This is a genomic window from Lysinibacillus sp. NPDC097231, from assembly GCF_044761885.1.
Classification (GTDB): Bacteria; Bacillota; Bacilli; order Bacillales_A; family Planococcaceae; genus Lysinibacillus.
The window spans coordinates 75,880-102,363 of the sequence record NZ_JBIWDH010000015.1; the positions used below are offsets into that span (position 1 = coordinate 75,880).

The window sequence follows — 26,484 nt, forward strand, 5'->3', positions numbered from 1 at the left end:
TCGACAACAATAGGGTTGAATAAAGTTGACCATGCAAATAATCATAACATTTTTCATATTAAAAATCACAACTTTCACCAAAAATATAGAAACTTTCGCTACTACGACAAAGTGTATCTCTTTTATGACGTTCTTATGACGTTCTATCGTTCTGTTTGATGATTTTATCTATTGCTTTGATGGTTCTATCCGCCGCTTTGATAGTTCTATCCGGCACTTAGCGTCCTATCCGTCGCTCCGTTGTTTCTATCCGCCTCTTCGGTTTTTCTATCCTTCATTCCGTCAGTTCTATTCATCACTTTGACTTTCTATCCGCCGCTTTGATGATTCCATCCATCACTTAGCGTCCTATCCGGCGCTCCGTTGTTTCTTTCCTTCACTTTGGCGTTCTATCCGTCAATTCGATGGTTCTATCCATCACTTGACTTTCTATCTGCCACTTCGTCCATTCTATCCGGCACTTTGGCTTTTCTATCCGTCAATTCATCGATTCTATCCATCGCTTGGCGTCCTATCCGTCGCTCCGTTGTTTCTAACCGCCACTTCGATGTTTCTATCCGTCACTTAGCGTTCTATCCATCACTTCGATGTTTCTATCCTTCACTAAGTCGGTTCTATCCATCACTTGACTTTCTATACGTCACTCCGCCAATTCTATCCATCACTTTATCTTTCCACATAAAAATATAGTCAGCACTAGGCTGACTATATTTTAGTAATTATAGATATGCACGTATGGTTCCTTTTCGTTGGCTTTCTTAATGATTAATGCCTCTGGACCGTTTATTGAGCTAATGCTTACTTCAACATTGATGTTATCAAATTGATTGATAAGAACACCTGTTAAATATTGAGTAAAGCCTGTAATTTCAGCTTGACCGAAGAATTGGATTGGTACTTCGATGTTTAGTTTTTGAATTTTTTTATTTTGATAGAAGCCTGTTCCTATTACACTAGTGTAGTTAGAAAAATATTTATCTATATCTTGTTTGAAATTTTTAAAGTTGTTGCTAACATCACGATAGACATCCATTGATTCGTCCGTCGGGAACAGCACATACTCTTCGTCAATACCTTTCCAATCAGCTATATCATTTTGTCCAGCTTTTGCTATGCCATAGCTAAAGTATGTTCCTGGGATAATGTCATTGCGAGCTTTTTGTTTAAACAAGCCTACTACTATCGGTATATCTTTCAATTCATCACGAGTTCTTAGGCGAGACACAATTTCAGCGGCCATCTTCTTCCCTTGCTCGATAAGTGTTGCCTCAGAAATTGGCTCCTCGTAGTACTCTCCATACTTTTCTTTTTGATAATAATAAATAGAGTTTAAGGCAAGCCCTATGGAAATACCGCCTAATTTCACCTTATTATCACTTGTTTTTGTTAAATAATTTTGCTCAACAATATGCGATAAATAAATTGGTGCCTTTATGGCACGTTCCTCTGCCGGCATGGAGTCCGTTGTTGGAGGATTTAAACCATCCTTATCTTGTGAACTACGCTTCAGGTAATTGGTCACTGTGCTTTCGGCTAAATATTGCCCTTCTTGGAAGAAGTAGTTTTCTGTATCAAACTCATTTTGAGAAAGACGCATCAATCCTGTTTCAACTTCCTTCATATCATATTTCGTAAACATATTTGAAACTACTAGCCCTCTGCTTGCACTTTCTTTATAAGGGATGAGGGTCTTATAATATGATTCATCAATCTGTAAGCTTGGAATAATCGTTGTTTCCGCTTTTTCCTGTTGCGTCTCCTGTGTAAGCTCTGTCTCCTTCTTATTAGAAGGCACACAGCCGACTAGCATTGCAGCAGCGACAATTGCTGGAATGAGTCGAATTGACTTCATTTTTTAGTACTCCTTTACTGATATAGAATTTCTGCTAGAATCAGGCACCGCCTAGTTGTGAAATGAGAGTAGGCATTGACTATTTAACATGTCTTTGCCCTCCCTCAAAGTGGCTGGAACAATTCATCACATTTTTGCTTTAATCAACTAAAGTCTATTTTTCATCTATTTATTGCACTAGGTTAAGCTGCTCAATCAGGCTGTCTTCATTCCAAACTTCAAGACCAAACTGCTCGGCTTTTGTCAGTTTCGAACCTGCATCTGCTCCTGCAATGACAAGGTCAGTTTTTTTGCTGACACTGCCTGTAACAATACCACCTAACTCTTCTATTTTCGCCTTTGCTTCGTTACGTGTCAATTGCTCAAGTTTACCAGTTAATACGATTGTTTTGCCTGCAAAAGGATTATCACCTACAGCTACCTCTACCTTTTTACCCTTAAACGTCATATTGACGCCTGCTTCAGTAAGGCGATCAATTACTGCACGTGCATCCTCATTTGAAAAATACTCTACGAGCGATGATGCCATTTTATCGCCAATCTCATAAATTGTTACTAGTTGCTCCTCTGTGGCTACCATAACCGCTTCCATCGTTCCAAACTCCTCTGAAACAATTTTCGCTGCCTTTTCACCAACATGCCGAATACCTAGTCCAATTAGTAAACGCTCCATCGAATTTTCCTTGGAAGCTTGAATAGCATTGACTAAATTCGTCGCTGATTTTTCACCCATACGGTCAAGATCAACAAGTTGTTCCACAGTTAAGTGATACAAGTCAGAGACATCATGAATTAAATCTGCACGCAATAATTGCTCAACGACCTTATCACCAAGACCATCAATATTCATAGCATTACGCGATACAAAATATTTAATGCTCTCCGCAATTTGTGCAAAACATGCGGGATTTACGCAACGTAATGCAACTTCTCCCTCGATGCGAATAAGCTCACTATCACACACAGGACAGTTTTTAGGCATTTCGAATGGCACTGAATCCTCTGGGCGTTGCTCTATTAGAACACCTACGACTTGTGGAATAATATCGCCGGCTTTTCGGATAACGACTGAGTCTCCTAAACGAATATCTTTATCTCGGATCAAATCCTCATTGTGTAATGATGCACGTTGTACCGTCGTACCTGCAACTTGCACCGGTGTTAAAATGGCAGTTGGCGTAACAACACCTGTACGTCCAACCGTTAAATCAATATCAAGTAATGTTGTCACTACTTCCTCAGCAGGGAATTTATAAGCAATTGCCCAACGTGGACTCTTTGCTGTATAACCAAGTTCATCCTGCTGTGCATAGCGGTCCACCTTAATGACAATACCATCAATTTCGTAGGCCAAATTTGGACGGTTTTCAGTCCATTTTTCAATAAAGGCAAGTACCTCCTCAATTGACGAACAGCGTTGACGCTCTCTGTTTGAAGGGAATCCTAGTCCCTCTAAGTAATCGAGCATTTCAGCGTGCCCATCAATACCGTATGACTCACCATCTCCACCGATAGCATAGATAAAGGTTGATAGTTGACGACTCGCAGCTATTTTTGGATCTAACTGACGTAACGAACCAGCAGCTGCATTGCGCGGATTAGCAAATAACTCCTCACCATTGTCAGCACGCTGCGCATTTAATTTTTCAAAGGAAGTTTTCGGCATATATGCCTCGCCACGTACTTCAATTGTGATTGGCTCCTTTAATCGAAGAGGTATCGCTCGAATCGTTTTTAAATTGGTTGTAATATCTTCCCCTACAACTCCGTCTCCTCGCGTTGCTCCTTGTACAAAAACACCATTTTCGTATTTTAGAGAAATGGCAAGCCCATCAATTTTTAACTCGCAAACATAGGAAAAGTTATCACCGATTGCTTGACGTACTTTACGGTCAAATTCACGTAAGTCAGCTTCATTAAAAGCATTTGATAAACTTAACATAGGATAATCGTGTGTCACTTTTTTAAAGCCTTCCACCACTGCTCCACCAACACGCTGTGTCGGTGAATCTGGGTAAATCAAAGACGGATTCGCTTCCTCTAATGCAATAAGTTCATGTAATAATTGGTCATAGACACTATCTGCTACAATAGGTTTATCCAACACGTAATAGGCGTGGCCATATTCATGCAATAATTTATTTAACTCTGCAATGCGCTGTTCTATTTCGTTCATTTAAGTTCCTCCGCTTACGCTTTTTCAATAGGTGCAAATTGTGCCAGTAATCGTTTAATGCCAATAGGCTGTGGGAAAGCAATATCTAGCTCTGTACCATCACCCTCACCTTTTACACTGACAACCATACCTGTTCCCCATTTTTTATGGATTGCCTTATCTCCGGCCTTCCATCCAAATTGGTCACCACCAGTTGCTTGTAAACGAGCTGTTGCAGGCTGTGTTTTCTGAATCTCTCCAAGTGTACGTTTTTGATAGCCACCTGATGAACGATTGCTAGAAGCAAATGGGACTTCAGACTTTATACCACCCTTAGAGACTGATTCTGTAATATCCTCCGATATTTCACCTAAAAAACGAGATGCATTGTTATAGCTTGAACGACCGAAAATCGTACGGCTTTGGGCACATGTTAAATACAAACGCTCCTCTGCACGCGTCACACCAACATACATTAGTCGACGCTCTTCTTCCATTTCATCAAGATCATCAAGTGAACGAGAATGTGGGAAGATATTTTCCTCCATACCAATAATAAAGACAACAGGAAATTCTAATCCTTTTGCGGCATGCATCGTCATTAAAATAATATTGCCCTTGGATGTATCTTCTTTATCGAGTGCATCAATATCTGCAATAAGAGCTAAATCCGTTAAGAAAGCAAGTAAGCTCTTATCTTCACTACGCTCTTCAAATGACTTTGTCACTGATAAAAACTCTTCAATATTTTCTAAACGACTTTCTGCTTCAATCGTCTTTTCATTTTGAAGCATTGCGCGATAACCTGATTTGTCGATGACCTGCTCTACAATTTCAGTCACAGATAAATAATCTTGCATCTCTGTAAAGCCTTTGATCATAGCGTAAAATTGCTCTGCTGAATTTGCGGCCTTTCCTGATAACCCCATGAACACAAGATCATTCATAGCATCAAAAATAGAACGGTCTTGTTCAATCGCATAGCGTGCCATTTTTTCAAAGGATGTAGCACCAATACTACGCTTAGGTTCATTAATAATACGTGCGAGCGATAAATCATCATCATTATTGGCAATAAGACGCAAGTAAGCCAGTAAATCCTTAATCTCTTTACGATCATAGAACTTTGTACCGCCTACAATTTGATAAGCCATATTGGACTTAACAAGCACTTCCTCCATCACACGTGACTGAGCATTTGTACGATACAATATTGCAAAATCATCAAATGAACGATTTTCTTTTTGAATAAGCTGTTGGATTGTTTGTACAACGAATTGTGCTTCTTCTTGCTCATTATACGATTTGTATAATACGATTCTTTCACCTTCTGCATTTTCTGTACGCAGTTCTTTTGGATAACGTGTTGTATTATTTTGAATGACGTCATTTGCTGCTTGTAGGATGCGTTTTGTTGAACGATAATTTTGCTCAAGCATAATGACCTTTGCAGTAGGATAATCTTTTTCAAATGAAAGAATATTGCCAATGTCGGCACCGCGCCAACGATAAATCGACTGATCTGAATCCCCTACAACACAAATATTTTTAAATTTCTTGGCAAGCAACTGAACGAGTAAATATTGGGATTTATTCGTATCTTGATATTCGTCTACATGAATGTATTGGAATTTGTTTTGATAGTATTCAAGCACTTCTGGTACACGATTGAATAATGTAATAGTTGTCATTATTAAATCATCAAAATCGAGAGATTGATTGCGACGTAATCTTTTTTCATAGCCTTTATAAACACGAGCAACCGTTTTTTCGTAAGGATTATTTTCGTTTATTTGACCAGCATAATCTTCGGCAGTTATACATTCGTTTTTGGCCGCACTAATCGCATTTAAAATGGCACGTGGCTCAAAACGTTTAGGGTCAATATTTTCATCCTTCATAACATTTTTAATGACTGATAACTGATCGGTAGAATCTAAAATTGAAAAGTTACGTGACATCCCGAGCTGATCAATATTGCGTCTTAAAATACGCACACACATTGAGTGGAATGTCGATACCCACATACTATCGCCCGTTCCGTTCCCAAGGATACCATCTATACGCTCTCGCATTTCACGTGCCGCTTTATTCGTAAATGTGATCGCTAAGATCTTTGAAGGATATACTTCTTTTTCTATAACTAGGTACGCAATACGATGTGTCAATACACGTGTTTTCCCCGATCCAGCACCTGCCATAATTAGAAGCGGCCCTTCAGTTGTTTTTACCGCATTTTCTTGTTCAGGATTCATTCCTGCTAATAAGTTTTTCGTTAACTGCTCCATTTCGCACCGCCTTACAAACATTTGTTCTTAAATTATATCGTATTTTTTACAGCCTTAACAGTCGCAAGTGCAGCTTTTAAATCTTGGTAAATAATATTTCCAACTACTACAGTATCCGCATATTTTGCCATATCGGATGCCTGCTTCGCAGATGTAATACCGCCACCGTAAAACAGTCTCGTATTTTTCAGTTCGTTCTTTACAGCACTTACAAGCTCAATATCACCAAAAGTACCGCTATACTCTACATAAAATACAGGAAGTTTAAAGAAATTTTCAGCCATACGTGCATAGGCAATAACATCATCAATCGATAAATCTGTTTGCGCATTCGTTACTTCTGCTACTTTACAATGCGGATTTAAAATACAATATCCTTCAGCTACAAGTTCATCCCACACCATAATATCTCCGTATTCCTTAATGGCCTCATGATGTAAGTTTTTAATCCACTTTGGATCGTCACTATTTAACACTGTAGGAATGAAATAATAGTCATAGCCTGGTGTGACCGAATCAACTGTAGAAATTTCAAGTGCAATTGGTACTTCAAAGCGTCGTACTCGAACAAGTAAATCTAATACACCATCTAATGTTACACCATCTGTTCCACCAACTAAAATGACATCTGTGCCTGATTCACAAATTCTTTCTAGTGCTTCATCTGAAATGTCCTTAGCTGGATCTAGCTTGAACACATGTCTCCATTCTAAATAATCCATCTATTTTACCACCTATCATTTTCTATCTATTCGTTTACAAGTATAGCTTATGACTGTCTACAAAAAAATGAAAAAGACTGAGCAGAACCTCTACCCAGCCTCTTTACTATTATTCTTTTGGTGCTTGGAACGGCTTTTCATCTGGATACAAACGACCTAACATTTCATCATATGTATCATTTCCATAATCAAAGCAACGACGTACACGTGAAATAGTTGCTGTACTTGCGCCTGTTTCCTTTTTAATAGATTCGTAAGTCTTCTTTAAACGTAGTAAATGGGCAACTTCAAAACGTTGTGCCAGCGATTGAATTTCACTAATCGTACATAAATCATCAAAAAATTTATAGCATTCTTCGATGTCTTTCAGCTCTAACACTGCTTTAAATAATTGATCTGTTTGATGCCCTCGAATTTTTTCGATTTGCATGCAATTTTCCTCCCTTTAAGGCTGCGTTTTCACCATTGCTTTTAACCCTGGAGAAGTTGGTACGAAATGAATCCAAGACTTTCCTGGTACTAGCTTTACAAGCTCCCCAGACTCTTCAACAGCCCTCGGTATTCCATCAATATTAGCCCACTTGACTTCTCTCATATAGCCATTTTGAAATACATACGCATTTCCACCAGAAGTTAAATCAATCTCTTGGCGTCCCTCATTATCAATTGTTTGATGCTTCATTTCAAAAAATAGAACATTTGCCAACGATAATGCTTCACCAGTTAACATATCCTTTGTGTCAACGCCAGCCGATTGTCGTCCATAATGATTACTTTGATGATCATACACATACGTATTGTGGAAAGACTCATTATTTCCGTAGTAAATGTCAACTTGACTTGTTTCAATGCCTATTTTACCACGTTCATCGGGTTCAAAAAAAGCCTGACGCACTTTTTCACTGTAATTCATTGAAGCGCCTACTTTTTTAGCGCCTTTTAGTAAATTTTCTGATGTAATATACGAATTGTGTGGCGCAACACGATCCTTCGAACGATTGAAGAGTGTGCCATCATAAGTCATGCCGTTTATATTGTCGACTACATTATTATCAAGCATCGATTTTGCCTCTGGACTATAGCCATGTGCTACATAAAATGCATCGTAGCCTTTTGCCATATCAATAAAATAAGATCGAGCACTACGAACAGGTCCTATATTTTCTGGTAGTTCACTTTGATAGACTGCTAAAAAACGAGTTACATTACCTTCTGCTAACATTTCATAAACGATATCTGCCGATGCTAAACCCGATTGTGGACGTGCAGCAGGATGATTATTGATCGTGACAATAATGGGACGTTGTGTAATTTCCTCCTTAAAAGCTTCACCCGTTAATGGTGCAACGAACGTCTTTTCTTTTACAGACTCTTCCACAGTAGATTCTTCATCTATCTTTGTCTTATCGTCTTCGTTTACTTTCGACGAATCTTTTGAACATCCTCCTATCAACAGGGCGCTAAATGCCATTGCGATAAATAGTGTTTTTGATTTGAACACAAGCATTACTCTCCTTCAACCAATTACATTTTATTGTAATTGTACCAGTATCTTCAGTTACGTTATAGTAAAATATCAACTAGCGCATAACTGCTGGTAATAATAACTTATTCTTCATAACATCAAAAATCCCTTTTGGTGTTATACGAATATAGGGTAAATGAGTTGATTGTAAAAATAATAAAGTATAAATTGCGTCTCCTAAACGGTAACCACGTTCTGCTAGTGCTTGTTTTAGGAATTTCTCCTTTGCAGTTAGCTCCTCAACATCACCATCATATAAAGTACCACCAATTGTCAAAGGAACTGAAGCAATAACTTCTCCTTTTTCTACAAGGACAATACCACCACGCATTGCCTTCATTTCTTCAAAGGCTTTTAACATATCGTCTTTATTTTTTCCGATAAGTAAAATATCGCCTGTATTTGAATAGGAGGAAGCAAAGCCTTGAACACTAGTAGCAAATCCTTTAATCATCGTGTTCACATGCCAATTACCTTCTTTATTAATGAGCATTAAATAGCTTTCGTCATGATTTGCAAGCTGCCCATCTCTCGCAATTAATGAGTTATACGGTTTTGTAATAACATCATTTATTAACTCAATTCCAAGCGGCATCGAAAACTGGAAATCTTGTGATGTTAATGTGAAATTCAAGTCAAATGCAGGGATTACAGAATAATCAATTTCCGCAAGTCTATGCACACGCTCTCCATCGCGTTTTAACCAAACTCCTTTAGAAAGTACACTTTCTGGAATTGGATGCCATTCATCTTGTAAAATATTAAGCGATGCAAAGCGGCCAGTCGCGATAAAGCCATGTAAGTTAGACATATTATAATAGCGTGCCACATTATAAGAAGCCATTTGGTAGGCATCTATTGGTGATACACCTGCATCTAAGGCTACTTGAATACATTTATCCATCACACCGTTCTGATGGAATGAAGGTGTCGAACCATCCGTTGTCATCATTAAATGATCAAAAATTGGTAACTCTTTTTCGACTATTCCCTTTAATATGTTTGGTAAATCGGGACGTATTGAAGAATGACGTAGTGTTACAGCATAGCCCTGCAAAATACGTCGCTCTACTTCTTCCACTGTCATTGCTTCATGATCACCATCTGCTCCTAGTAGCTTCATACGCGCTAAAGTTCGCTCTGATGCTCCTGGGAAGTGGCCTTCTATTTTTTTCCCATAGCCCTTAGCCATTTGCATACGATATAGCATTTGGTCATCTCCATGTAATAACCTTGGCCAGCCTGTTAATTCGCCTCCAAGTAAAACATCATCCCGTTCTAACCATTCTAAAATGGATGTATTAGAGAAAATCTCTTCTTCTTGATCCATTTCAGTTTGCGAATCAAAACGTGTCCACCAGTAAAATGAAAATGGTAGTTTTTTCAAATCATCTAGCATTGAAAACGCTTTCTTATTTTCTAAAGATAAAACAAAGGTTAAATTATCAGAAATAAAAGTTGTAGTTCCTAGCTGTCCACAAAAATCTGCGAAAGATTGTGGGTGGTATAACTGAAATGGATGAACATGTGGTTCAATATATCCCGGTACGATTGTTTTATTCGTACAATCGATTACTTCTGCTCCTTCTAATAAAGGAGGCATTCTGTCACCAGCATAGACAATACGATCCCCCGAAATCCAAATATTTCCTACCACCCATTGTTTTAGCATGCTATGTAAATAACGTGCATTTTTTAAAATAATATCTGGTGCCTTTTTGCCATCAATCACGGCTAATTGTTGGCGTAATTCTGTAATTTTCCACACTGGATCCATTCAATTCGCTCCTTCCTAAATTGCGTAAAATTTCATTGTGTAAATACACCGTGAAATCACATACTACTACTGCATAACGCTTTTTTTCATAAAATTAGTGCTTTATGCAATCATCTTGTTTCAATCGTAACACAGCACTTTCATAAAGCAAAGTGCACCCCGCTTTATTTTTTCCACAATGACTAAAGGAGGAAATATGATGCAACAGGCTAATTTAAACGAACAAAATGCCTTCTGTCGCTTTGCCATGGGTACAAGTATGACGGCATTTGGCATCGCTCGTGTCTCAAGAAATCCTAACTGTATGAAAGGTCGATTGATGATTGCATTTGGTGCCATGAAAATGGCTGAGGGTATCTTCAAATATTGCCCGACGAAAGCTTTGCTAAGCTCTAATATGCAAAATGCCATGAACAGCTCTATGCAAAGTATGCTCGGTGGCCAAAATTCTATGTCATCTTCACAATCTGCGTCTTCAGAACAATCTATGTCATCTGAACAAATCGATAAACTCATGAAGGATTTCTCCTCTGCCATATCTGGAAATACGTCAGGATCAAACGCAACTGCTTCACAGCAGTCTGACGCCAGAACTTCCGCTCAAAACTCCTCAGACAGTATGAATAAAGCACAAAATCCTTCTTAGTCAAAGGAGCCGTCTCAATAATGCAGTTGAGACGGCTCTTACCCATATAAATCATACGACTGAAAATATTAAGAAGTTTCATTACATGATTAAAAATATTTAATTTAGTATTAGAAGGCTCTGATTTCCGCTACGGACTCTCGCCCCAAAAAGCGTAAGTCGGAACAGAAATCAACTCCACGCTATGGTGATAAACTTAAGCAAAATGTAAACAAAAAATCAGTTTATAGGGCAATTAAAAATCTATATTTCGCTAATCAATACGCCTATTAGTTACTCAACTACTACTTAAACGTACGCCAGCCAATATCTTTACGGAAGAAGAAATTGTCCCATTCTTCAGTTGCAATACCTGCATATACTTTTTCTTGTGCTTCTTTTAAAGTTGTTGCTTTTGCTCCAATTAATAAAACTCGACCACCATTTCCGACAAACTTACCATCTACAAGCTTTGAACCTGCATGGAAGACCGCGTATGAAGCTGATAGAGCCTCTAGGCTAGGTAATGCATTTCCTTTTTCAACGTCTCCTGGATAGCCCTCTGCAGCAATAACAACACCAAGCATCGCTTCTTCAGACCATTGTAGATCAAATGGTTTTTCATCCATTAATGCCATCATAAATGCACCAAAGTCGGATACCATACGTGGTAAAACTACTTGCGTTTCCGGATCTCCAAAGCGTGCATTAAATTCAATCACTTTTGGACCATTTTTCGTTAATATTAATCCTGCATATAGAATTCCTGTAAACGATACACCATCTGCCTCCATACCCTTCACCGTGGGCTCAACAATTGTTTTATAGGCAATGTCCACTACTTCTTGTGAGATTTGAGGTACTGGTGAATAGGCTCCCATACCACCTGTATTAGGTCCTTTATCGCCATCATAGGCACGCTTGTGGTCTTGAGCAATAACCATTGGATAAATTTGACCTTTATGAACAAATGACATAAAGGAGAATTCTTCACCGTCTAGGAACTCCTCGATAACGACACGTGATGATGATTCACCAAAACGTTGGTTACCAATCATATCCTGTACAGCTTCGATTGCATCTTCTTCAGTCATTGCTACAACTACACCTTTACCTGCTGCTAAACCATCTGCCTTGATAACAATTGGAGCACCTTGCTCTTTAATATATGCTATAGCCTTATCTGCTTCAGTAAACGTTTCGTGGGCTGCTGTAGGGATATTATATTTATTCATAATATCCTTCGCATATGATTTACTACTTTCGATTTGCGCTGCTGCCTTTGTTGGACCGAATACTCGTAAGCCACGAGCAGTAAAGAAATCCACGATTCCTTCCGCAAGTGGTTGCTCAGGACCGACAAAAGTTAGCTCTACTGCATTTTCTTTGGCGAATTGTGCCAAGCCTGCAAAATCCATTGTATCAATCGCCACAACTTCTGCGTCACCTTGCATGCCATCATTACCAGGTGCTACAAATACCTTTTTAACAGATGGGGAAATACTAAATTGTTTGGCGATAGCATGTTCACGACCGCCGCTTCCGATTACTAATACGTTCATTTAGGGAATCCTCCTCTTTGTGCATAAGACCGAGATGAACCAACATCTCGGTCTAAGTGTTAGAATATTTGACTTAAGTGCGTAGCTTGTAATTAGTGTTTGAAATGACGTACGCCTGTGAACACCATTGTAATACCATACTCATTTGCTTTATCAATGGAATCCTGATCTTTTATAGAGCCACCTGGTTGAATAATTGCTGTAATACCAGCTGCTGCAGCTGCTTCTACTGTATCGCTCATTGGGAAGAATGCGTCTGATGCTAATGCTGCACCTTTTGCCTTTTCTCCAGCTTGCTCAAATGCAATTTTGGCCGCACCAACGCGGTTCATTTGACCTGCACCAACACCAAGAGTCATTTGTGAATCTGTCACAACAATAGCGTTTGATTTAACATGCTTCACAACTGCCCAACCTAGCTGTAATGCTTCCCATTCTTGTACTGTCGGTTCACGGTCTGTTACTACTTTAATATCTGCATTGGCAAAGCCGTAGCGGTCTGGTTCTTGTACAAGAAGACCACCTTCTACCGATACAACATTGAATTTATCTAGTTTTGCTTGCTCAAAAGGTATTGTTAATAAGCGAATATTTTTCTTTTGCGTTAAAATATCTAGTGCTTCTTGAGAGAAAGCTGGTGCAATAATGATTTCTAAGAATATATGGCTTAATTTTTCAGCAGTTGCTGCATCCACTTCCATATTTAAAGCGATAATGCCACCGAAAATAGACGTTGGATCTGCTTCGTATGCTTTATCAAATGCTTCTTCTAATGTTACACCTGTTCCAACACCACAAGGGTTCATGTGTTTGACAGCTACTGCTGCAGGCATTTCAAACTCTTTTACAATTTGCAATGCTGCATTCCCATCTTGAATATTGTTGTACGATAATTCTTTACCGTGCAATTGTGTTGCATAAGCTAATGAGAAATCAGAGCCAAGACGTTTTTGATAGAATGCTGCTTTTTGATGAGGATTTTCACCATAGCGCAAGTTTTGTTTTAATTCATATGTCATTGTTAAGCTCTCTGGGAACTCTTCTTCTGTTAAGTGATTTGAAATATATGAATCATAAGCGGCTGTGTGACGGAAAACTTTCGCAGCTAACTTACGACGTGTTTCTATTGTCGTTGCACCATTTGCTTTTAGTTCCTCTAATACGTTTGCATAGTCATTGCTATCCACGATTACTGTTACATATTGATGGTTTTTTGCTGCAGAACGTAACATTGTTGGACCACCGATATCAATATTTTCGATAGCATCGTCCCATGTTACATTAGGCTTTGAAATTGTTTCAACGAACGGGTATAGATTGACACACACAATCTCAATTGGCTCAATTCCATGCTCATTCATTTGTGCTTGATGAGAAGCATCGTCAAACTTTCCTAATAGACCACCGTGAATCATAGGATTTAATGTTTTTACACGGCCATCTAAAATTTCAGGGAATTTAGTTACTTCATCGACTGCTGTTACGGCAACATTATTGTCTTGTAACATTTTTTTCGTACCACCAGTTGATAAAATTTCATAACCTAATGCTACTAGTTCTTTTGCAAATTCTAAAATACCATCTTTATTGGAAACACTGATTAATGCACGTTTTGTCACAACAATATCCTCCTAATTTTTATCGTGTTTGCCACGAAAATGTCTTGCTGTTTTTGTTGGAATAGAGTTAGGCTTTGATTGAGTAGCCTCGTCTAGAAGACCTAACTCCTAACCAATGGGTTACTTTAATAATTGCTGTAATGCTTTTGTATATAATACATGCTCTTCCTTGTGAATCGCCGTTTCTGTTGCCTCACGGTCGCCATCAATGACTGGCACAGCCGCCTGTGCAATAATAGGACCTGTATCCATACCTTCATCTACAAAATGTACAGTTACACCTGTGATCTTGACACCATGTTCCAACGCTTGACCAATAGCATCTTTTCCAGGGAAAGCTGGTAATAGTGAAGGATGAATATTCACGATACGCTGTGGATATGCAGTTAGTAATACCTCACTAATTAAGCGCATATAACCTGCAAGCACAACCCATTCCACATTGCATTCATGTAGAGCCTTGATAATAGCAGTCTCATAATCTGCTTTAGAAGCAAATTCTTTTGGACTTAAAGCTAGCACGGGAATACTATAGTTTTCAGCACGGGTAACTACAAATGCGCCAGGCTTGTCTGTCACAACAAGCTCGACCTTTGCATTGAGTTCACCACGTTCAATCGCCTCTTGAATGGCCTGAAAATTACTACCGCTGCCTGAAGCAAAAACGGCAATTTTAGTTGGTGCAGTCATTACACTAAACTCCCATCATGTGAGCCATTAAATACAACACCCTCGCCCTTCACAACGCGACCGATTTTGTATGCTTTTTCACCATTTGCTTCTACTGTAGCAATCACTTTATCAGCTTCATTTGCCGGTACAGCTAAAACGAAGCCAATGCCCATGTTAAAGACATTATATAGATCCTTATCCTCAAGCTGTCCTTTTTCTTTTAAAAACTCAAAAATACGTAATACCGGCCAAGAACCTAAATCAATTTCAGTTGCTAAACCTTCTGGCATCATACGAGGTAGGTTTTCATAAAAGCCTCCGCCAGTTACGTGTGCACAGCCGTGAACGTCTGCTGACTTTAAAGCTGCAAGTACAGGCTTTGCATATAATTTTGTTGGTACTAACAAGGCTTCCCCGATTGGACCAAGATCCTCATAGCCATCGACAATTGCATCAACTGCATAATCATTATCAGCAAAGACAATTTTCCGTACTAATGAGTAACCATTTGAATGCACACCACTTGAAGCAATACCAACAAGCACGTCACCTTCTACGATTTTTTCACCTGTCACGATTGCTGATTTTTCGCAAGCTCCTACTGCAAAACCAGCTAAATCATACTCATCTTCTTCGTAAAGACCTGGCATCTCAGCCGTTTCACCACCGATTAATGCCGCACCTGATTGTACACAACCATCCGCTACGCCCTTTACAATTTGTTCAATTTTTGCTGGCTCAGCTTTTCCAAGAGCTACATAATCTAAAAAGTATAGTGGTTCGGCACCTTGCGCTACGATATCGTTGACACACATCGCTACACAGTCCACACCAATCGTATCATGCTTGTCTACCATAAATGCTAGCTTTAGCTTTGTCCCTACACCATCTGTACCTGAAATAAGAACAGGTTCCTTAAGATTTAGTTCTGACAGGTCAAACATACCACCAAAGCCACCGAACGTCCCCATCACACCTAGACGGTTTGTACGTTCAACGTGAGATTTCATTCGTTTTACGGCTTCATAGCCCGCTTCAATATTTACACCTGCTTGTTCATATGCTTTTGACACGCAGAGTTCCTCCTTATCATCAAAATCGCCTTGGCTCATCCTCATCCAATGATAGACATAATGCTTTCAAACTCAAAAGCAATTATGTGATTTGCTAGGCGCGTAAGATGTTTTTCTTAACGTAATAGTTCTTTTTCATGTGGTAAGATTGTATCTGGAAAAATTTCTGTTGGATATTTGCTTGTAAAGCAAGCTAGGCATAGTCCACGGTTTTCATCTTCATATGGTCGTGCGATTGTCTCTACCATACCTTCAACTGAAAGGAATGTTAGTGAATCGGCTCCTATTGCTTCACGGATATCATCTACATTGTGGCTAGAGGCAATTAATTCCTCATGTGTCGATGTATCAATGCCATAATAGCAAGGGTCGGTCATCGGTGGTGAAGAGATTACAACATGTACTTCTGCCGCACCTGCATCTTTTAGCATTTTGACGATACGTCGTGAAGTTGTACCACGAACGATTGAATCATCCACCATCACTACACGTTTACCTTTTACGACCTGAACAACTGGAGAAAGCTTCATTTTCACACCACGTTCGCGTAATTCCTGTGTTGGTTGGATAAATGTACGACCTACATAGCGATTTTTAATAAGACCTAGCTCATATGGAATACCACTTTCCTCTGCAAAGCCGATTGCTGCAGAAATACTTGAGTCTGGTACACCTGTTACAACATCAGCCTCTATATGCGCACATTCACGAGCAAGCTGTTTTCCCATACGTTTACGTGCCATATGAACATTAATACCATCAATATCAGAATCAGGACGTGCTAAATATACGTACTCCATTGCGCACATTGCACGTTTATCCATATCTGCAAAACGATCAGATTTTACACCTTCATCGTTAATAATTAATAACTCACCAGGTTCAACAGAACGAACAAATTCTGCACCTATTAAATCAAATGCACAAGTTTCAGAGGCTACAACCCAGCCATCTCCCAGCTTTCCAAGAGATAATGGACGTAAACCATGTGGATCACGTGCAACAAGCATTTCATCTTTTGTCATTATTAAGAAAGAATACGCACCCTTTAATAATGACAGGGCATTTTTCACCTTCGCACGGAATGGTGAATGCGAGCTTTTCTTAATAAGATGCGCCAGCACTTCTGTATCAGAGCTTGAATGAAAAATACTCCCTTGACGCTCTAAATACTGTTTCAAGTGCGTTGCATTGACTAAGTTACCGTTATGAGCAATTGAAAGGCTACCAGTTGAAGAGTGGAATAATAACGGCTGTACATTTTCAATACCGCCTCCACCAGCAGTCGTATAACGAACATGAGCAATTGCTGCTTTACCGTTAACTGCCTTTAATTTTTCTTCGTTGAAAACATCATTAACTAGTCCTTCGCCTTTCACCGCGCGAAGATGCTGACCGTCAGAAACGACGATTCCAGCTCCTTCTTGTCCACGATGTTGAAGAGCATGAAGCCCGTAATAACTAAGGTGTGCAGGATTTGGGTTACCCCAAATACCAAACACCCCACATTCTTCGTTTAAGCCTCTGAGTTCAGCAAGCATGGGATTGCTCCTTTCCAATTAGAACGGAATTCCTCCACTGTACCTTCTACAAGCACACCGTTTTCACCGTTGATTTTAACTAGCGCATCGTTTGTTACGACTCCGATTTTTTGTGCGTCTCTTACAATTTCTACAAACGCAGCCGCATTTTCTTCTTTCACTGTTACCACGAAGCGAGATTGTGTCTCACTGAATAATGCTGTTGTTGCAGAACCAGTTAATGTAACATCAACACCTAAACCATTTGCGTCAAATGTTGTTTCAGCAATTGCAACTGCAAGACCGCCTTCTGCCACATCATGTGCAGACTGTACAAGTCCTGTTTTAATCGCTTTAAGCAATGCCTGTTGACGTGCAGCTTCAATCTCTAAGTCAATAGCTGGTGCTTTTCCTGAAATAACGCCATTATTTAATAATTTTTGAAGTTCAGAACCACCAAATTCAGTTTTTGTATCACCGATAACAAATACTACATCGCCAACTGCTTTAACTTCTTGTGTTGTCACATGTGCTAAATCTTCAATTAGACCAACCATACCGATTGTTGGCGTTGGGTAAACCGCTTCTCCAGAACGCTCGTTATAAAGAGATACGTTACCACCGATTACTGGTGAATTCAGTGCTGTACAAGCTGCAGAGATGCCGTCTGCTGACTTCTCAATTTGCCAGAAGATTTCTGGTTTTTCAGGATTACCAAAGTTTAAGCAGTCTGTAATCGCTAGTGGTGTTCCACCAGTTGCTACGATATTACGAGCAGCCTCTGCTACAGCAATAGCACCGCCCACCTCTGGATCTAGGTAAATATAACGTGAGTTACAGTCTGTAGTCATCGCTAAACCTTTGTTTGTACCACGAACACGGATAACTGCTGCATCAGAACCTGGTGCAACGACTGTTGATGTGCGTACTTGATAATCATATTGATCATAAACCCATTCTTTTGAAGCAATTGTAGGTGCTTTTAAAAGTGCGTTTAAAGTTTCTTTGTAATCTGTTACAGCTGGCTCAGTGTTTTCCATCGCTTGGAACTCAGCATAATATGCAGGCTCTGCAGATGGCTTATGATAAACTGGTGCATCTTCTGCAAGTGCATCAGCAGGTACTTCGGCTACAACTTCACCATTGTGTAATAGACGAAGCATTTTATCATCTGTCACTCGACCAATTGCTACAGCATCTAAATCATATTTATCGAAGATCGCTTTAATTTCGTCTTCGCGACCTTTTTTCACAACAAGTAACATACGCTCCTGAGATTCAGATAACATCATTTCATATGCTGTCATACCTGTCTCACGCTGTGGCACTAAGTCTAAATTCATTTCTACACCTGAACCAGCTTTAGATGCCATCTCTGCTGAAGATGAAGTAAGACCAGCAGCACCCATATCTTGAATCCCGACTAGAGCGTCAGATTTTACAACTTCTAAACATGCTTCAAGTAAAAGTTTCTCCATGAATGGATCTCCTACTTGCACTGCTGGACGTTGATTCTCTGATTCTTCTGTTAACTCCTCAGACGCAAATGTTGCACCATGGATACCATCACGTCCTGTTTTTGCTCCAACATACATCACTGTATTTCCTACACCCGCTGCGATACCACGTTGAATATCTTTGTGGTCAATTAAACCAACACACATTGCATTAACAAGTGGATTACCTTCATAGCAAGGATCAAATTGAATTTCGCCACCTACTGTAGGAATCCCAATACAGTTACCGTAACCTGCGATACCTGCAACCACTTCTTCAAATAAATATTTACCACGTGCTGATTTTAATTCACCAAAGCGTAGTGAGTTCAGCATTGCAATTGGACGTGCCCCCATTGAGAAAACGTCACGGATAATACCACCGACACCCGTTGCAGCACCTTGATAAGGCTCGATTGCTGATGGATGGTTATGTGACTCCATTTTAAAGACAACTGCTTGTTCATCACCAATATCTACGATACCAGCACCTTCACCTGGACCTTGTAAAACTTGAGGACCCTTTGTAGGGAATTTACGTAACACTGGTTTTGAATTTTTGTATGAGCAGTGCTCCGACCACATTACTGAGAAAAGCCCTGTCTCTGTCCAGTTTGGTAGACGCCCTATAATACCTTCCACCATTGCGAATTCTTCGTCTGACATCCCCATACCAGCGTATAGCTTTTCGTCTTTAATTTGCTGTGCTGTTGGCTCAAACTTAGTTGTTGACATGATTTTCCCTCCACTGCTTCACAATTGATTTAAATACTGCTAGACCGTCTGCTCCGCCCACCAGTGCATCAACAGCTCGCTCTGGGTGAGGCATCATACCTAATACATTGCCGCGCTCGTTTATAATCCCTGCAATATCTTCTAAAGAACCGTTTGGATTTTCGCCTGAGTATGTGAACACGATTTGATTGTTGTCTTTTAACTTCTGTAAAGTTTCCTCGTCACAATAGTAGTTGCCTTCACCATGTGCTATCGGAATATTGATCACTTGACCCTGTTCATATTGGTTTGTGAATAAGGTATTGTTGTTTTCGACCTTAAGCTGGATTGTACGACACATGAATTTTAAATTTTTGTTGCGAAGTAATGCACCTGGCAATAAACCTGCTTCGGTTAGGATTTGGAAACCATTACATACACCTAATACTGGTTTACCAGCATCAGCTGCTTTCTTAACCTCTGCCATAATGTTAGATTGATTAGCCATTGCACCACAACGAAGATAATCCCCGTATGAGAAGCCTCCTGGCACTAGAATGCCATCAAAGCCACTTAAATCTGTTGCTGTATGCCATACATATTCTACTTCTTCACCTAGCTCGTCTTTAATCGCATGATACATATCAATATCACAGTTTGACCCAGGGAATACGAGTACTGCGAATTTCATGATTAGTTAGCCTCCTCGACTTCGTAACGGTAGTCTTCGATTACAACGTTTGTTAAAACCTTTTCACACATTTCCTTTACTAGAGCATCAATATCACGTTCTGTATCATTAATTGCTAGTTCAAGATATTTACCGATACGTAAATCTTCTACCTCAGCGTACCCCATCTTTACTAAAGAACCTTGTACAGCAGAACCTTGTGGATCAAGAATGCTCTCGCGTAATGTTACGTAAATTTTAACTTTTTTCATGGTTATTTGCCTCCGAGTCTAGAAAGTATAATAGTATAAACTTCAGTTAAATTACCAAGGTCTCTACGAAAAACATCTTTGTCTAACTTTTGCTTTGTTGTTGCATCCCAAAGTCTGCATGTATCTGGTGAAATCTCATCTGCCAGTAGTACGTTTCCGTCATTGTCACGTCCGAACTCTAATTTAAAGTCAATTAGCGTAACGTTGACCTCTGCAAATATTGGCTGCAGCACTTTGTTAACAGCTAGTGCACCATCATAAATGGCTGTCACTTCTTCAGGTGTTGCAAGATTAAGTACGTCAATATGCTCCGTTGTAATGAACGGATCGCCTAGCTCATCGTCCTTATAATAAAACTCAACGATTGGGCGATTTAATGGTGTACCTTCCTCGAAGCCAAGGCGTTTCGCTAAGCTACCTGCCGCTATATTACGAACTACTACTTCAATTGGAATAATATCTACCTTTTTTACAAGTTGTTGTGTATCAGATAATTGTTTTACGAAATGTGACGCAATTCCGTTATCTTGTAATTTTTCGAAAATTACTGAAGTAATGCGATTATTTAATACGCCTTTTCCTTCAATCTCTTCTTTTTTCTCACCATTAAATGCTGTTGCACTATCCTTGTACTCAACGAGCAGCACATTTGGCTCCTCTGTTGTATACAATTTTTTTGCTTTACCTTCATACAAAAGTTGACCTTTAGTCATTTCGTTATTCCCCCTGGATATTATCAAATACGTGCGAATTGTTCAGAATTGAACCGTACGTACAACGATTCAATTCTGTCCCATCCGCTGGTGACTCTAACATTTATTTTGTTTAGGCTCAATAAATATTAGTTTAGTCCAAGACGTTCAAAAATCATGTCTACATGCTGTAAATGGTAGTTGTAGTCGAAGCACTCATCAAGCTCTTCCTTCGTTAAATACGATGTGATTTTATCACTTGCATCAACTAACGTACGGAACTGAACTTGCTCGTCCCACGCCTGCATCGCTAAAGGTTGTACTGTATCATACGCTTCCTCACGCACTAATCCTTTATCAATAAGAGCTAATAAGATGCGTTGAGAATAAATTAAACCGAAAGTGCGACCCATATTACGTTTCATGTTTTCAGGGAATACTGTTAAGTTTTTCACAATGTTTCCGAAGCGATTTAACATATAGTTAAGAGTAATCGTTGCATCCGGTAACATTACACGCTCCGCAGATGAATGTGAAATATCACGTTCATGCCATAAAGCTACATTTTCATAAGCTGTCACCATATATCCACGCATTAAACGTGACATACCAACCATATTTTCAGATCCGATTGGATTACGTTTATGTGGCATTGCTGAAGAACCTTTTTGTCCTTTTGCAAAAGCTTCCTCGACTTCTCGAGTTTCAGATTTCTGCAAGCCGCGAATCTCTGTAGCAAACTTTTCAATTGAAGTTGCAATTAACGCTAAAGCACTTAAATATTGTGCATGTCGGTCACGCTGTAATGTTTGTGTTGAAATAGGTGATGCTGTAAGCCCTAATTTATCACATACATATTGTTCAACTTGAGGATCAATATTGGCATATGTCCCAACCGCTCCAGACATTTTTCCTGTTTCAATTACTTTTGCTGCCGCTTCAAAGCGTTCAAGGTTACGCTTCATTTCTTCATACCATAAACTTAGTTTTAAACCGAAAGTTGTTGGCTCAGCATGAACACCATGTGTACGTCCCATCATAACCGTATACTTATGCTCTTTCGCTTTTGCAGCAATAATATTTATGAAATTCACAATGTCTTTGCGTAAAATATCATTCGCTTGTTTAATCAAATAAGAAAGGGCTGTATCAACTACATCCGTTGAAGTTAAACCATAGTGCACCCATTTTCGTTCTTCCCCAAGTGTTTCAGATACAGCACGAGTGAATGCTACAACATCGTGACGTGTTTCTTGCTCAATTTCTAAAATTCTATTTACATCAAATGAAGCATTTTCACGTATTTTAGCTACATCTTCTTTTGGAATGTCGCCTAATTCTGCCCAAGCCTCACATGCTAAAATTTCAACTTCTAACCATGCTTGATATTTATTTTGTTCTGTCCAAATTGCGCCCATTTCGGGTCTTGTGTAACGTTCAATCATTGCTTATCTCCTTCTATTCTGACCAAATGCCAGAACTCTCGATTTGTTGTAGTGTTCTTTCTAAGTCTTTTGTCATAATCGTTACGTGGCCCATCTTACGGTTCACTTTAGCTTCAGCTTTCCCATAAAGATGCATAGACCATTCAGGATATTTAGCAATTGAGTTACTAAGCGGCATTACATGCTGCCCTAAAACATTCACCATAATTGATGGTGCCCAAAGTTGTGGTTTACGTAATGGCCAACCACAAACAGCGCGAATATGTTGATGGAACTGTGATACATTACATGCTTCTATCGAATAGTGACCAGAATTATGCGGTCTTGGTGCTAATTCATTAATCATAATGCTACCATCTTCTAATACAAACATTTCTACCGCAAGCGTCCCTACTAAATGCAAGTAATCTGCAATTTTCAATGCTTCTCGTTCTGCAGCCTGTGCTGTTTCCTCTTTTATACGGGCTGGCACAATCGTTTCATGTAAAATATGGTGAACATGAATGTTTTCTCCAACTGGTTGACAATAGGATTCACCATTGCCGTTTCTTTGGACAATGACAGATACCTCTTTCACGAAAGGCACAAATCCCTCAGCAATACATTGTGAATGAGAGAAAAGATCCTTAGCTAATGATAGGTCTTGTGCTGATTTTAAAAGCTGCTGTCCTTTGCCGTCGTAACCACCTCTTGCTGTTTTGACTATACAAGGATAACCAATCGTATCAATATTGGCTACTAATTCGTCATATGTATTCGCAACAATATAAGGTGCTACTGGACAACCCGCGTTTACTATCGCTTCCTTCTCAGTCACACGGTTTTGTGTAATACGTACCAGCTCTGCCCCCTGCGGAACGTAAGCCATTTGTGTTAAACGTTTTAAGCCATCGTAATCGATATTTTCAAACTCAAAAGTTATAACGTCACTTACCTCTGCAAGTTCCTCTAAAGCTGCCTCATCATCATATGGTGCCACAATACGTATATCCGCAACCTGTCCACATGGTGAATCCATTGTTGGTTCAAGAACGGCAATTTTAAAGCCTACTTCTTTCGCAGCCAGTGCCATCATACGGCCAAGCTGTCCTCCGCCAATAATACCTATCGTTTGCCCTGGATAAATAATTTTTGTCACACTAAGTCACCTGTGCTTTCCAACACTTGTTGCTTAGTGGCTTCGCGTCTAGCATCTAGCTTATTAGTAAGCTCTGCATCTGTTGTCGACAAAATTTGCGCTGCTAGTAAGCCTGCATTAGTCGCTCCAGCTTTGCCAATAGCCACTGTCGCTACAGGTACACCGCCAGGCATTTGGACGATTGATAATAGAGAATCAAGACCATTAAGAGCACGAGATTGTACAGGTACTCCTATCACTGGTAACGTCGTTTTGGCTGCCACCATTCCTGGTAAATGCGCAGCTCCACCTGCACCTGCAATAATTACTTGAATACCTCGCTCACGTGCTGACTCCGCATACTCAAACATTAAATCAGGAGTACGATGTGCAGACACAACCTTTTTCTCGTACGGTACTTGTAATTCATCTAAAATATCACATGCATGTTTCATTGTTTCCCAGTCACTTGAACTCCCCATAATGACACCGATTTTCGGATTCATGAATTGTCGCTCCTTTTAAACGATAGAAAAATGATCAATATTTGTGCAAGCCTCTATTCTTCAAATAGCTACTGCAATTCTTTTCCTCTTTGTACAAAGAAAATCCCCAAATAAACTACTTCTCTACCATACAGCGTGAAAGCAGCTTACTTGAGGACTAATTATGAAAAGAATATACAAATGTACATATCTGTACATATACCTTCCGTAACATGCCAAAAGTGCTTTCCCGCATAGTCCAGCATTTACGGTGCCGGGTAGAGACACTAGAGCCAATCCTCTAGCATATATGTGGGATTTTATTTGTTTTTCCTTCTCATATTTTAACAAGTGATTGCACTATCGTCAATGTAAAAATGCGAACATTTTATTTTACCTATTTATAAACGTTCGGATTTTAGTCAAATTCACTCGAAATCCTGACATAACATCGCTTTAAATTGTATTTTTTGACGTAAATACGTTGGTTCTCCATTGACTAAGTGAAAAATAGGCTCTTCTTTTCTTCCTACTGCCATATAGCCGTCTTGACGCATTCTCGCCAAACAATCTTCAATCGACTCGTTTTCTTCTACCTCATACCAAATTTGTTTTTTTCCCAAATCTTTCTTCCTTTCAATTCCGTATCCCATTATTTTTCCTATCTTGAATTCCATTATACCTTGATATACTTCAGTAAGTACGTAAGAATTACTAAATTAATTATGCCTCGGCATAATTGCGTCCGGAATCGGCTTCGTGTTTAGGCCCGGGTGAGGGCCGACACGATGTCGGTCATTTCGGTAAAGCCACAGGACGTGGCGTTTTTTACCGATGCAGGTCAGTTAGCCGTTATCACATGGATGCGATGATTTTAGGCTAACATCCTTTTTAGAACTCCTTTCCGATTCCGTGATATCCGCCGGAGGCTTTGGGCCAACAGATGTTTTTTGCGCGAAAGCAAAGCGGCAGCGGCAGATGTTTTTTGTGTAAAAGCGCAGTGCTAACGTAACGACAGCAAGAGGGTTATCGTCTATGCGAAAGTGTAGTGCAGACGTAACCGCAGTAACAACAAAATGTTGGTCACTCGGTCGTGTGTTGTTGTTGCTGTCGCTTCGCTTTCGCACAGATAAAACCGTGTTGCTGTCGCTTCGCTTTCGCACAGATAAAACCGTGTTGCTGTCGCTTCGCTTTCGCACAGATAAAACCTTGTTGCTGTCGCTTCGCTTTCGCACAGATAAATTGCCACAGGACGTGGCGTTCTTAGACTGAGTTCTTCTATTTCACATTGGCATAATTTCCGCTGTCACATTGCATTACGGGAGATAGACAATGAGTCCAGATTTTGAATGAGGCTTAGGTCTGCATGAATATCGCTACAATGTTGATCACTTACGTTGCACATTTGCTGAATGGAGACAAATTAAAAGAACCGCAGGAATAAGTAAATTCTGCAGTTCTTTATTAATTAAGGTCTTTGAAAACCAAATATCCCCATTAAATATGCATTTAAGAAAAGAAACAACAATATAGCATTGAGTATAATAAGAAACATACGGATATCGCCTTTCACACCAAAAATCGCACTTATTGTCCCAAGCCCCGCTATTATTAAAGGTGCAAATATACTTATATCATAAAGGAAATTATAAAAACTACCATACCATTTTGTTGCATCGTAGCCAAACATAAAAAATGTAATCAATAAGCACAATATAGATATAGCAGTAAAAATGTTTCGCCTCATGGTTCATCCCTCCATTATCAAAGCGATATATGTTATGAAATTATTCAAGTACAATATGAAGCTTGAAAACCTTTTTATGATTTTCTATCAGTCACTTTGACTTTTCTATCCGTCTGTTTGATGTTTCTATCCATCGCTTTTGTTTCTACATGTACAATGATCAACTTCTCAAAGCATTCCATCGACAGCTTTCGCTAGTTTATCAGAAGGCGTATATCAGACGTTTTAAATAGAACTAAATTTATTATGTAATTTTTAACATTTTAATTATTATAACATTTTTATATTCTTTTTATAAAACAAAAAAGCCGAGGAATAAATCCTCGACTAATTTTTATTGCCTAGCGACGTCCTACTCTCACAGGGGGAAGCCCCCAACTACCATCGGCGCTAAAGAGCTTAACTTCCGTGTTCGGTATGGGAACGGGTGTGACCTCTTTGCCATCATCACTAGAC

At 39.4% G+C, this 26,484-nt stretch carries 22 protein-coding genes, 1 rRNA gene and 1 riboswitch; of the genes, 1 reads left to right on the forward strand and 22 read right to left on the reverse strand.

The window, feature by feature from the left end:
- Positions 1 to 712 precede the first annotated feature (712 nt).
- From ACIQXF_RS11080 to ACIQXF_RS11110, 7 genes are all read right to left on the reverse strand, one after another.
- Positions 713 to 1,852: a CamS family sex pheromone protein gene (locus ACIQXF_RS11080; protein ID WP_402782781.1), complete on the reverse strand. Its 1,140-nt coding sequence runs from the start codon at positions 1,850 to 1,852 to the stop codon at positions 713 to 715.
- A 169-nt stretch (positions 1,853 to 2,021) separates the two neighbouring features.
- On the reverse strand, positions 2,022 to 4,028 hold the full coding sequence (ligA, locus tag ACIQXF_RS11085; protein ID WP_402782782.1) for an NAD-dependent DNA ligase LigA: 2,007 nt from the start codon (positions 4,026 to 4,028) through the stop codon (positions 2,022 to 2,024).
- Between the two features lie 14 nt (positions 4,029 to 4,042).
- Positions 4,043 to 6,295, reverse strand: coding sequence for a DNA helicase PcrA (gene pcrA / locus ACIQXF_RS11090; protein ID WP_402782783.1), 2,253 nt, complete (start codon positions 6,293 to 6,295; stop codon positions 4,043 to 4,045).
- A gap of 32 nt (positions 6,296 to 6,327) precedes the next feature.
- A complete protein-coding gene (gene pcrB, locus ACIQXF_RS11095) occupies positions 6,328 to 7,017 on the reverse strand; it encodes a heptaprenylglyceryl phosphate synthase (protein ID WP_402782785.1) in 690 nt (229 codons plus the stop codon).
- A gap of 109 nt (positions 7,018 to 7,126) precedes the next feature.
- Positions 7,127 to 7,447 (reverse strand): YerC/YecD family TrpR-related protein, encoded by a 321-nt coding sequence (locus tag ACIQXF_RS11100; protein WP_004225717.1) that lies wholly within the window; start codon positions 7,445 to 7,447, stop codon positions 7,127 to 7,129.
- Positions 7,448 to 7,462: 15 nt separating this feature from the next.
- Positions 7,463 to 8,518 carry a DUF3048 domain-containing protein gene (locus tag ACIQXF_RS11105; protein ID WP_402782787.1) on the reverse strand — a complete coding sequence of 352 codons (1,056 nt, stop codon included), beginning with the start codon at positions 8,516 to 8,518 and terminating at the stop codon, positions 7,463 to 7,465.
- Between the two features lie 79 nt (positions 8,519 to 8,597).
- The gene (locus ACIQXF_RS11110; RefSeq protein WP_402782788.1) at positions 8,598 to 10,319 is read right to left on the reverse strand and encodes an adenine deaminase C-terminal domain-containing protein; all 1,722 of its coding nucleotides are present in this window, start codon (positions 10,317 to 10,319) and stop codon (positions 8,598 to 8,600) included.
- A 196-nt stretch (positions 10,320 to 10,515) separates the two neighbouring features.
- Between ACIQXF_RS11110 and ACIQXF_RS11115 the strand changes: the two genes are divergently transcribed.
- Positions 10,516 to 10,965 carry a hypothetical protein gene (locus tag ACIQXF_RS11115; RefSeq protein WP_402782790.1) on the forward strand — a complete coding sequence of 150 codons (450 nt, stop codon included), beginning with the start codon at positions 10,516 to 10,518 and terminating at the stop codon, positions 10,963 to 10,965.
- A gap of 284 nt (positions 10,966 to 11,249) precedes the next feature.
- Here the strand turns inward: ACIQXF_RS11115 and purD are convergent, their stop codons facing one another.
- The 15 genes from purD to rrf form a co-directional block, all read right to left on the reverse strand.
- Complete coding sequence (gene purD / locus ACIQXF_RS11120) at positions 11,250 to 12,506, reverse strand: phosphoribosylamine--glycine ligase (protein WP_402782792.1); 1,257 nt, start codon at positions 12,504 to 12,506, stop codon at positions 11,250 to 11,252.
- Positions 12,507 to 12,598: 92 nt separating this feature from the next.
- Positions 12,599 to 14,125: a bifunctional phosphoribosylaminoimidazolecarboxamide formyltransferase/IMP cyclohydrolase gene (gene purH, locus ACIQXF_RS11125; RefSeq protein ID WP_402782794.1), complete on the reverse strand. Its 1,527-nt coding sequence runs from the start codon at positions 14,123 to 14,125 to the stop codon at positions 12,599 to 12,601.
- A gap of 120 nt (positions 14,126 to 14,245) precedes the next feature.
- Positions 14,246 to 14,815: a phosphoribosylglycinamide formyltransferase gene (purN, locus tag ACIQXF_RS11130; RefSeq protein ID WP_402782796.1), complete on the reverse strand. Its 570-nt coding sequence runs from the start codon at positions 14,813 to 14,815 to the stop codon at positions 14,246 to 14,248.
- Positions 14,815 to 15,870: a phosphoribosylformylglycinamidine cyclo-ligase gene (gene purM, locus ACIQXF_RS11135; protein ID WP_402782798.1), complete on the reverse strand. Its 1,056-nt coding sequence runs from the start codon at positions 15,868 to 15,870 to the stop codon at positions 14,815 to 14,817. The genes purN and purM overlap by 1 nt, the downstream gene beginning before the upstream one ends.
- Before the next feature lie 116 nt (positions 15,871 to 15,986).
- Positions 15,987 to 17,411 (reverse strand): amidophosphoribosyltransferase, encoded by a 1,425-nt coding sequence (purF, locus tag ACIQXF_RS11140; protein ID WP_402782800.1) that lies wholly within the window; start codon positions 17,409 to 17,411, stop codon positions 15,987 to 15,989.
- Positions 17,387 to 19,621, reverse strand: a complete 2,235-nt coding sequence (gene purL / locus ACIQXF_RS11145; protein WP_402782802.1) for a phosphoribosylformylglycinamidine synthase subunit PurL — start codon at positions 19,619 to 19,621, stop codon at positions 17,387 to 17,389. Before purL ends, purF begins: the two co-directional genes overlap by 25 nt.
- On the reverse strand, positions 19,608 to 20,291 hold the full coding sequence (purQ, locus tag ACIQXF_RS11150) for a phosphoribosylformylglycinamidine synthase subunit PurQ (protein ID WP_402782804.1): 684 nt from the start codon (positions 20,289 to 20,291) through the stop codon (positions 19,608 to 19,610). Before purQ ends, purL begins: the two co-directional genes overlap by 14 nt.
- 2 nt (positions 20,292 to 20,293) lie before the next feature.
- Positions 20,294 to 20,542 (reverse strand): phosphoribosylformylglycinamidine synthase subunit PurS, encoded by a 249-nt coding sequence (gene purS / locus ACIQXF_RS11155; protein ID WP_402782806.1) that lies wholly within the window; start codon positions 20,540 to 20,542, stop codon positions 20,294 to 20,296.
- 2 nt (positions 20,543 to 20,544) lie between these two features.
- On the reverse strand, positions 20,545 to 21,255 hold the full coding sequence (purC, locus tag ACIQXF_RS11160) for a phosphoribosylaminoimidazolesuccinocarboxamide synthase (protein ID WP_402782808.1): 711 nt from the start codon (positions 21,253 to 21,255) through the stop codon (positions 20,545 to 20,547).
- A gap of 128 nt (positions 21,256 to 21,383) precedes the next feature.
- Positions 21,384 to 22,679 (reverse strand): adenylosuccinate lyase, encoded by a 1,296-nt coding sequence (gene purB / locus ACIQXF_RS11165; protein WP_402782810.1) that lies wholly within the window; start codon positions 22,677 to 22,679, stop codon positions 21,384 to 21,386.
- Positions 22,680 to 22,692: 13 nt separating this feature from the next.
- On the reverse strand, positions 22,693 to 23,817 hold the full coding sequence (purK, locus tag ACIQXF_RS11170; protein WP_402782812.1) for a 5-(carboxyamino)imidazole ribonucleotide synthase: 1,125 nt from the start codon (positions 23,815 to 23,817) through the stop codon (positions 22,693 to 22,695).
- Positions 23,814 to 24,302 carry a 5-(carboxyamino)imidazole ribonucleotide mutase gene (purE, locus tag ACIQXF_RS11175; protein ID WP_402782814.1) on the reverse strand — a complete coding sequence of 163 codons (489 nt, stop codon included), beginning with the start codon at positions 24,300 to 24,302 and terminating at the stop codon, positions 23,814 to 23,816. The genes purK and purE overlap by 4 nt, the downstream gene beginning before the upstream one ends.
- A gap of 214 nt (positions 24,303 to 24,516) precedes the next feature.
- Positions 24,517 to 24,615: riboswitch (purine riboswitch) on the reverse strand.
- A gap of 94 nt (positions 24,616 to 24,709) precedes the next feature.
- A complete protein-coding gene (locus ACIQXF_RS11180) occupies positions 24,710 to 24,904 on the reverse strand; it encodes an NETI motif-containing protein (RefSeq protein WP_402782816.1) in 195 nt (64 codons plus the stop codon).
- An 845-nt stretch (positions 24,905 to 25,749) separates the two neighbouring features.
- The gene (locus ACIQXF_RS11185; protein WP_402782818.1) at positions 25,750 to 26,028 is read right to left on the reverse strand and encodes a hypothetical protein; all 279 of its coding nucleotides are present in this window, start codon (positions 26,026 to 26,028) and stop codon (positions 25,750 to 25,752) included.
- Positions 26,029 to 26,367: 339 nt separating this feature from the next.
- A 5S ribosomal RNA gene (rrf, locus tag ACIQXF_RS11190) occupies positions 26,368 to 26,483 on the reverse strand.
- Between the last annotated feature and the right edge of the window lies 1 nt (position 26,484).

Excerpts from the sequence above, each read along its gene's own strand:
- ACIQXF_RS11115 (WP_402782790.1), top strand. The coding sequence starts at position 10,516 with ATGATGCAACAGGCTAATTTAAACGAACAAAATGCCTTCTGTCGCTTT.
- ACIQXF_RS11100 (WP_004225717.1), bottom strand. The coding sequence starts at position 7,447 with ATGCAAATCGAAAAAATTCGAGGGCATCAAACAGATCAATTATTTAAA.
- purN (WP_402782796.1), bottom strand. The coding sequence starts at position 14,815 with ATGACTGCACCAACTAAAATTGCCGTTTTTGCTTCAGGCAGCGGTAGT.
- ACIQXF_RS11110 (WP_402782788.1), bottom strand. The coding sequence starts at position 10,319 with ATGGATCCAGTGTGGAAAATTACAGAATTACGCCAACAATTAGCCGTG.
- purQ (WP_402782804.1), bottom strand. The coding sequence starts at position 20,291 with ATGAAATTCGCAGTACTCGTATTCCCTGGGTCAAACTGTGATATTGAT.
- ligA (WP_402782782.1), bottom strand. The coding sequence starts at position 4,028 with ATGAACGAAATAGAACAGCGCATTGCAGAGTTAAATAAATTATTGCAT.
- pcrA (WP_402782783.1), bottom strand. The coding sequence starts at position 6,295 with ATGGAGCAGTTAACGAAAAACTTATTAGCAGGAATGAATCCTGAACAA.
- ACIQXF_RS11080 (WP_402782781.1), bottom strand. The coding sequence starts at position 1,852 with ATGAAGTCAATTCGACTCATTCCAGCAATTGTCGCTGCTGCAATGCTA.
- ACIQXF_RS11185 (WP_402782818.1), bottom strand. The coding sequence starts at position 26,028 with ATGAGGCGAAACATTTTTACTGCTATATCTATATTGTGCTTATTGATT.
- purF (WP_402782800.1), bottom strand. The coding sequence starts at position 17,411 with ATGCTTGCTGAACTCAGAGGCTTAAACGAAGAATGTGGGGTGTTTGGT.
- purS (WP_402782806.1), bottom strand. The coding sequence starts at position 20,542 with ATGAAAAAAGTTAAAATTTACGTAACATTACGCGAGAGCATTCTTGAT.
- purE (WP_402782814.1), bottom strand. The coding sequence starts at position 24,302 with ATGAATCCGAAAATCGGTGTCATTATGGGGAGTTCAAGTGACTGGGAA.
- purD (WP_402782792.1), bottom strand. The coding sequence starts at position 12,506 with ATGAACGTATTAGTAATCGGAAGCGGCGGTCGTGAACATGCTATCGCC.
- purB (WP_402782810.1), bottom strand. The coding sequence starts at position 22,679 with ATGATTGAACGTTACACAAGACCCGAAATGGGCGCAATTTGGACAGAA.
- pcrB (WP_402782785.1), bottom strand. The coding sequence starts at position 7,017 with ATGGATTATTTAGAATGGAGACATGTGTTCAAGCTAGATCCAGCTAAG.
- purL (WP_402782802.1), bottom strand. The coding sequence starts at position 19,621 with ATGTCAACAACTAAGTTTGAGCCAACAGCACAGCAAATTAAAGACGAA.
- purC (WP_402782808.1), bottom strand. The coding sequence starts at position 21,255 with ATGACTAAAGGTCAACTTTTGTATGAAGGTAAAGCAAAAAAATTGTAT.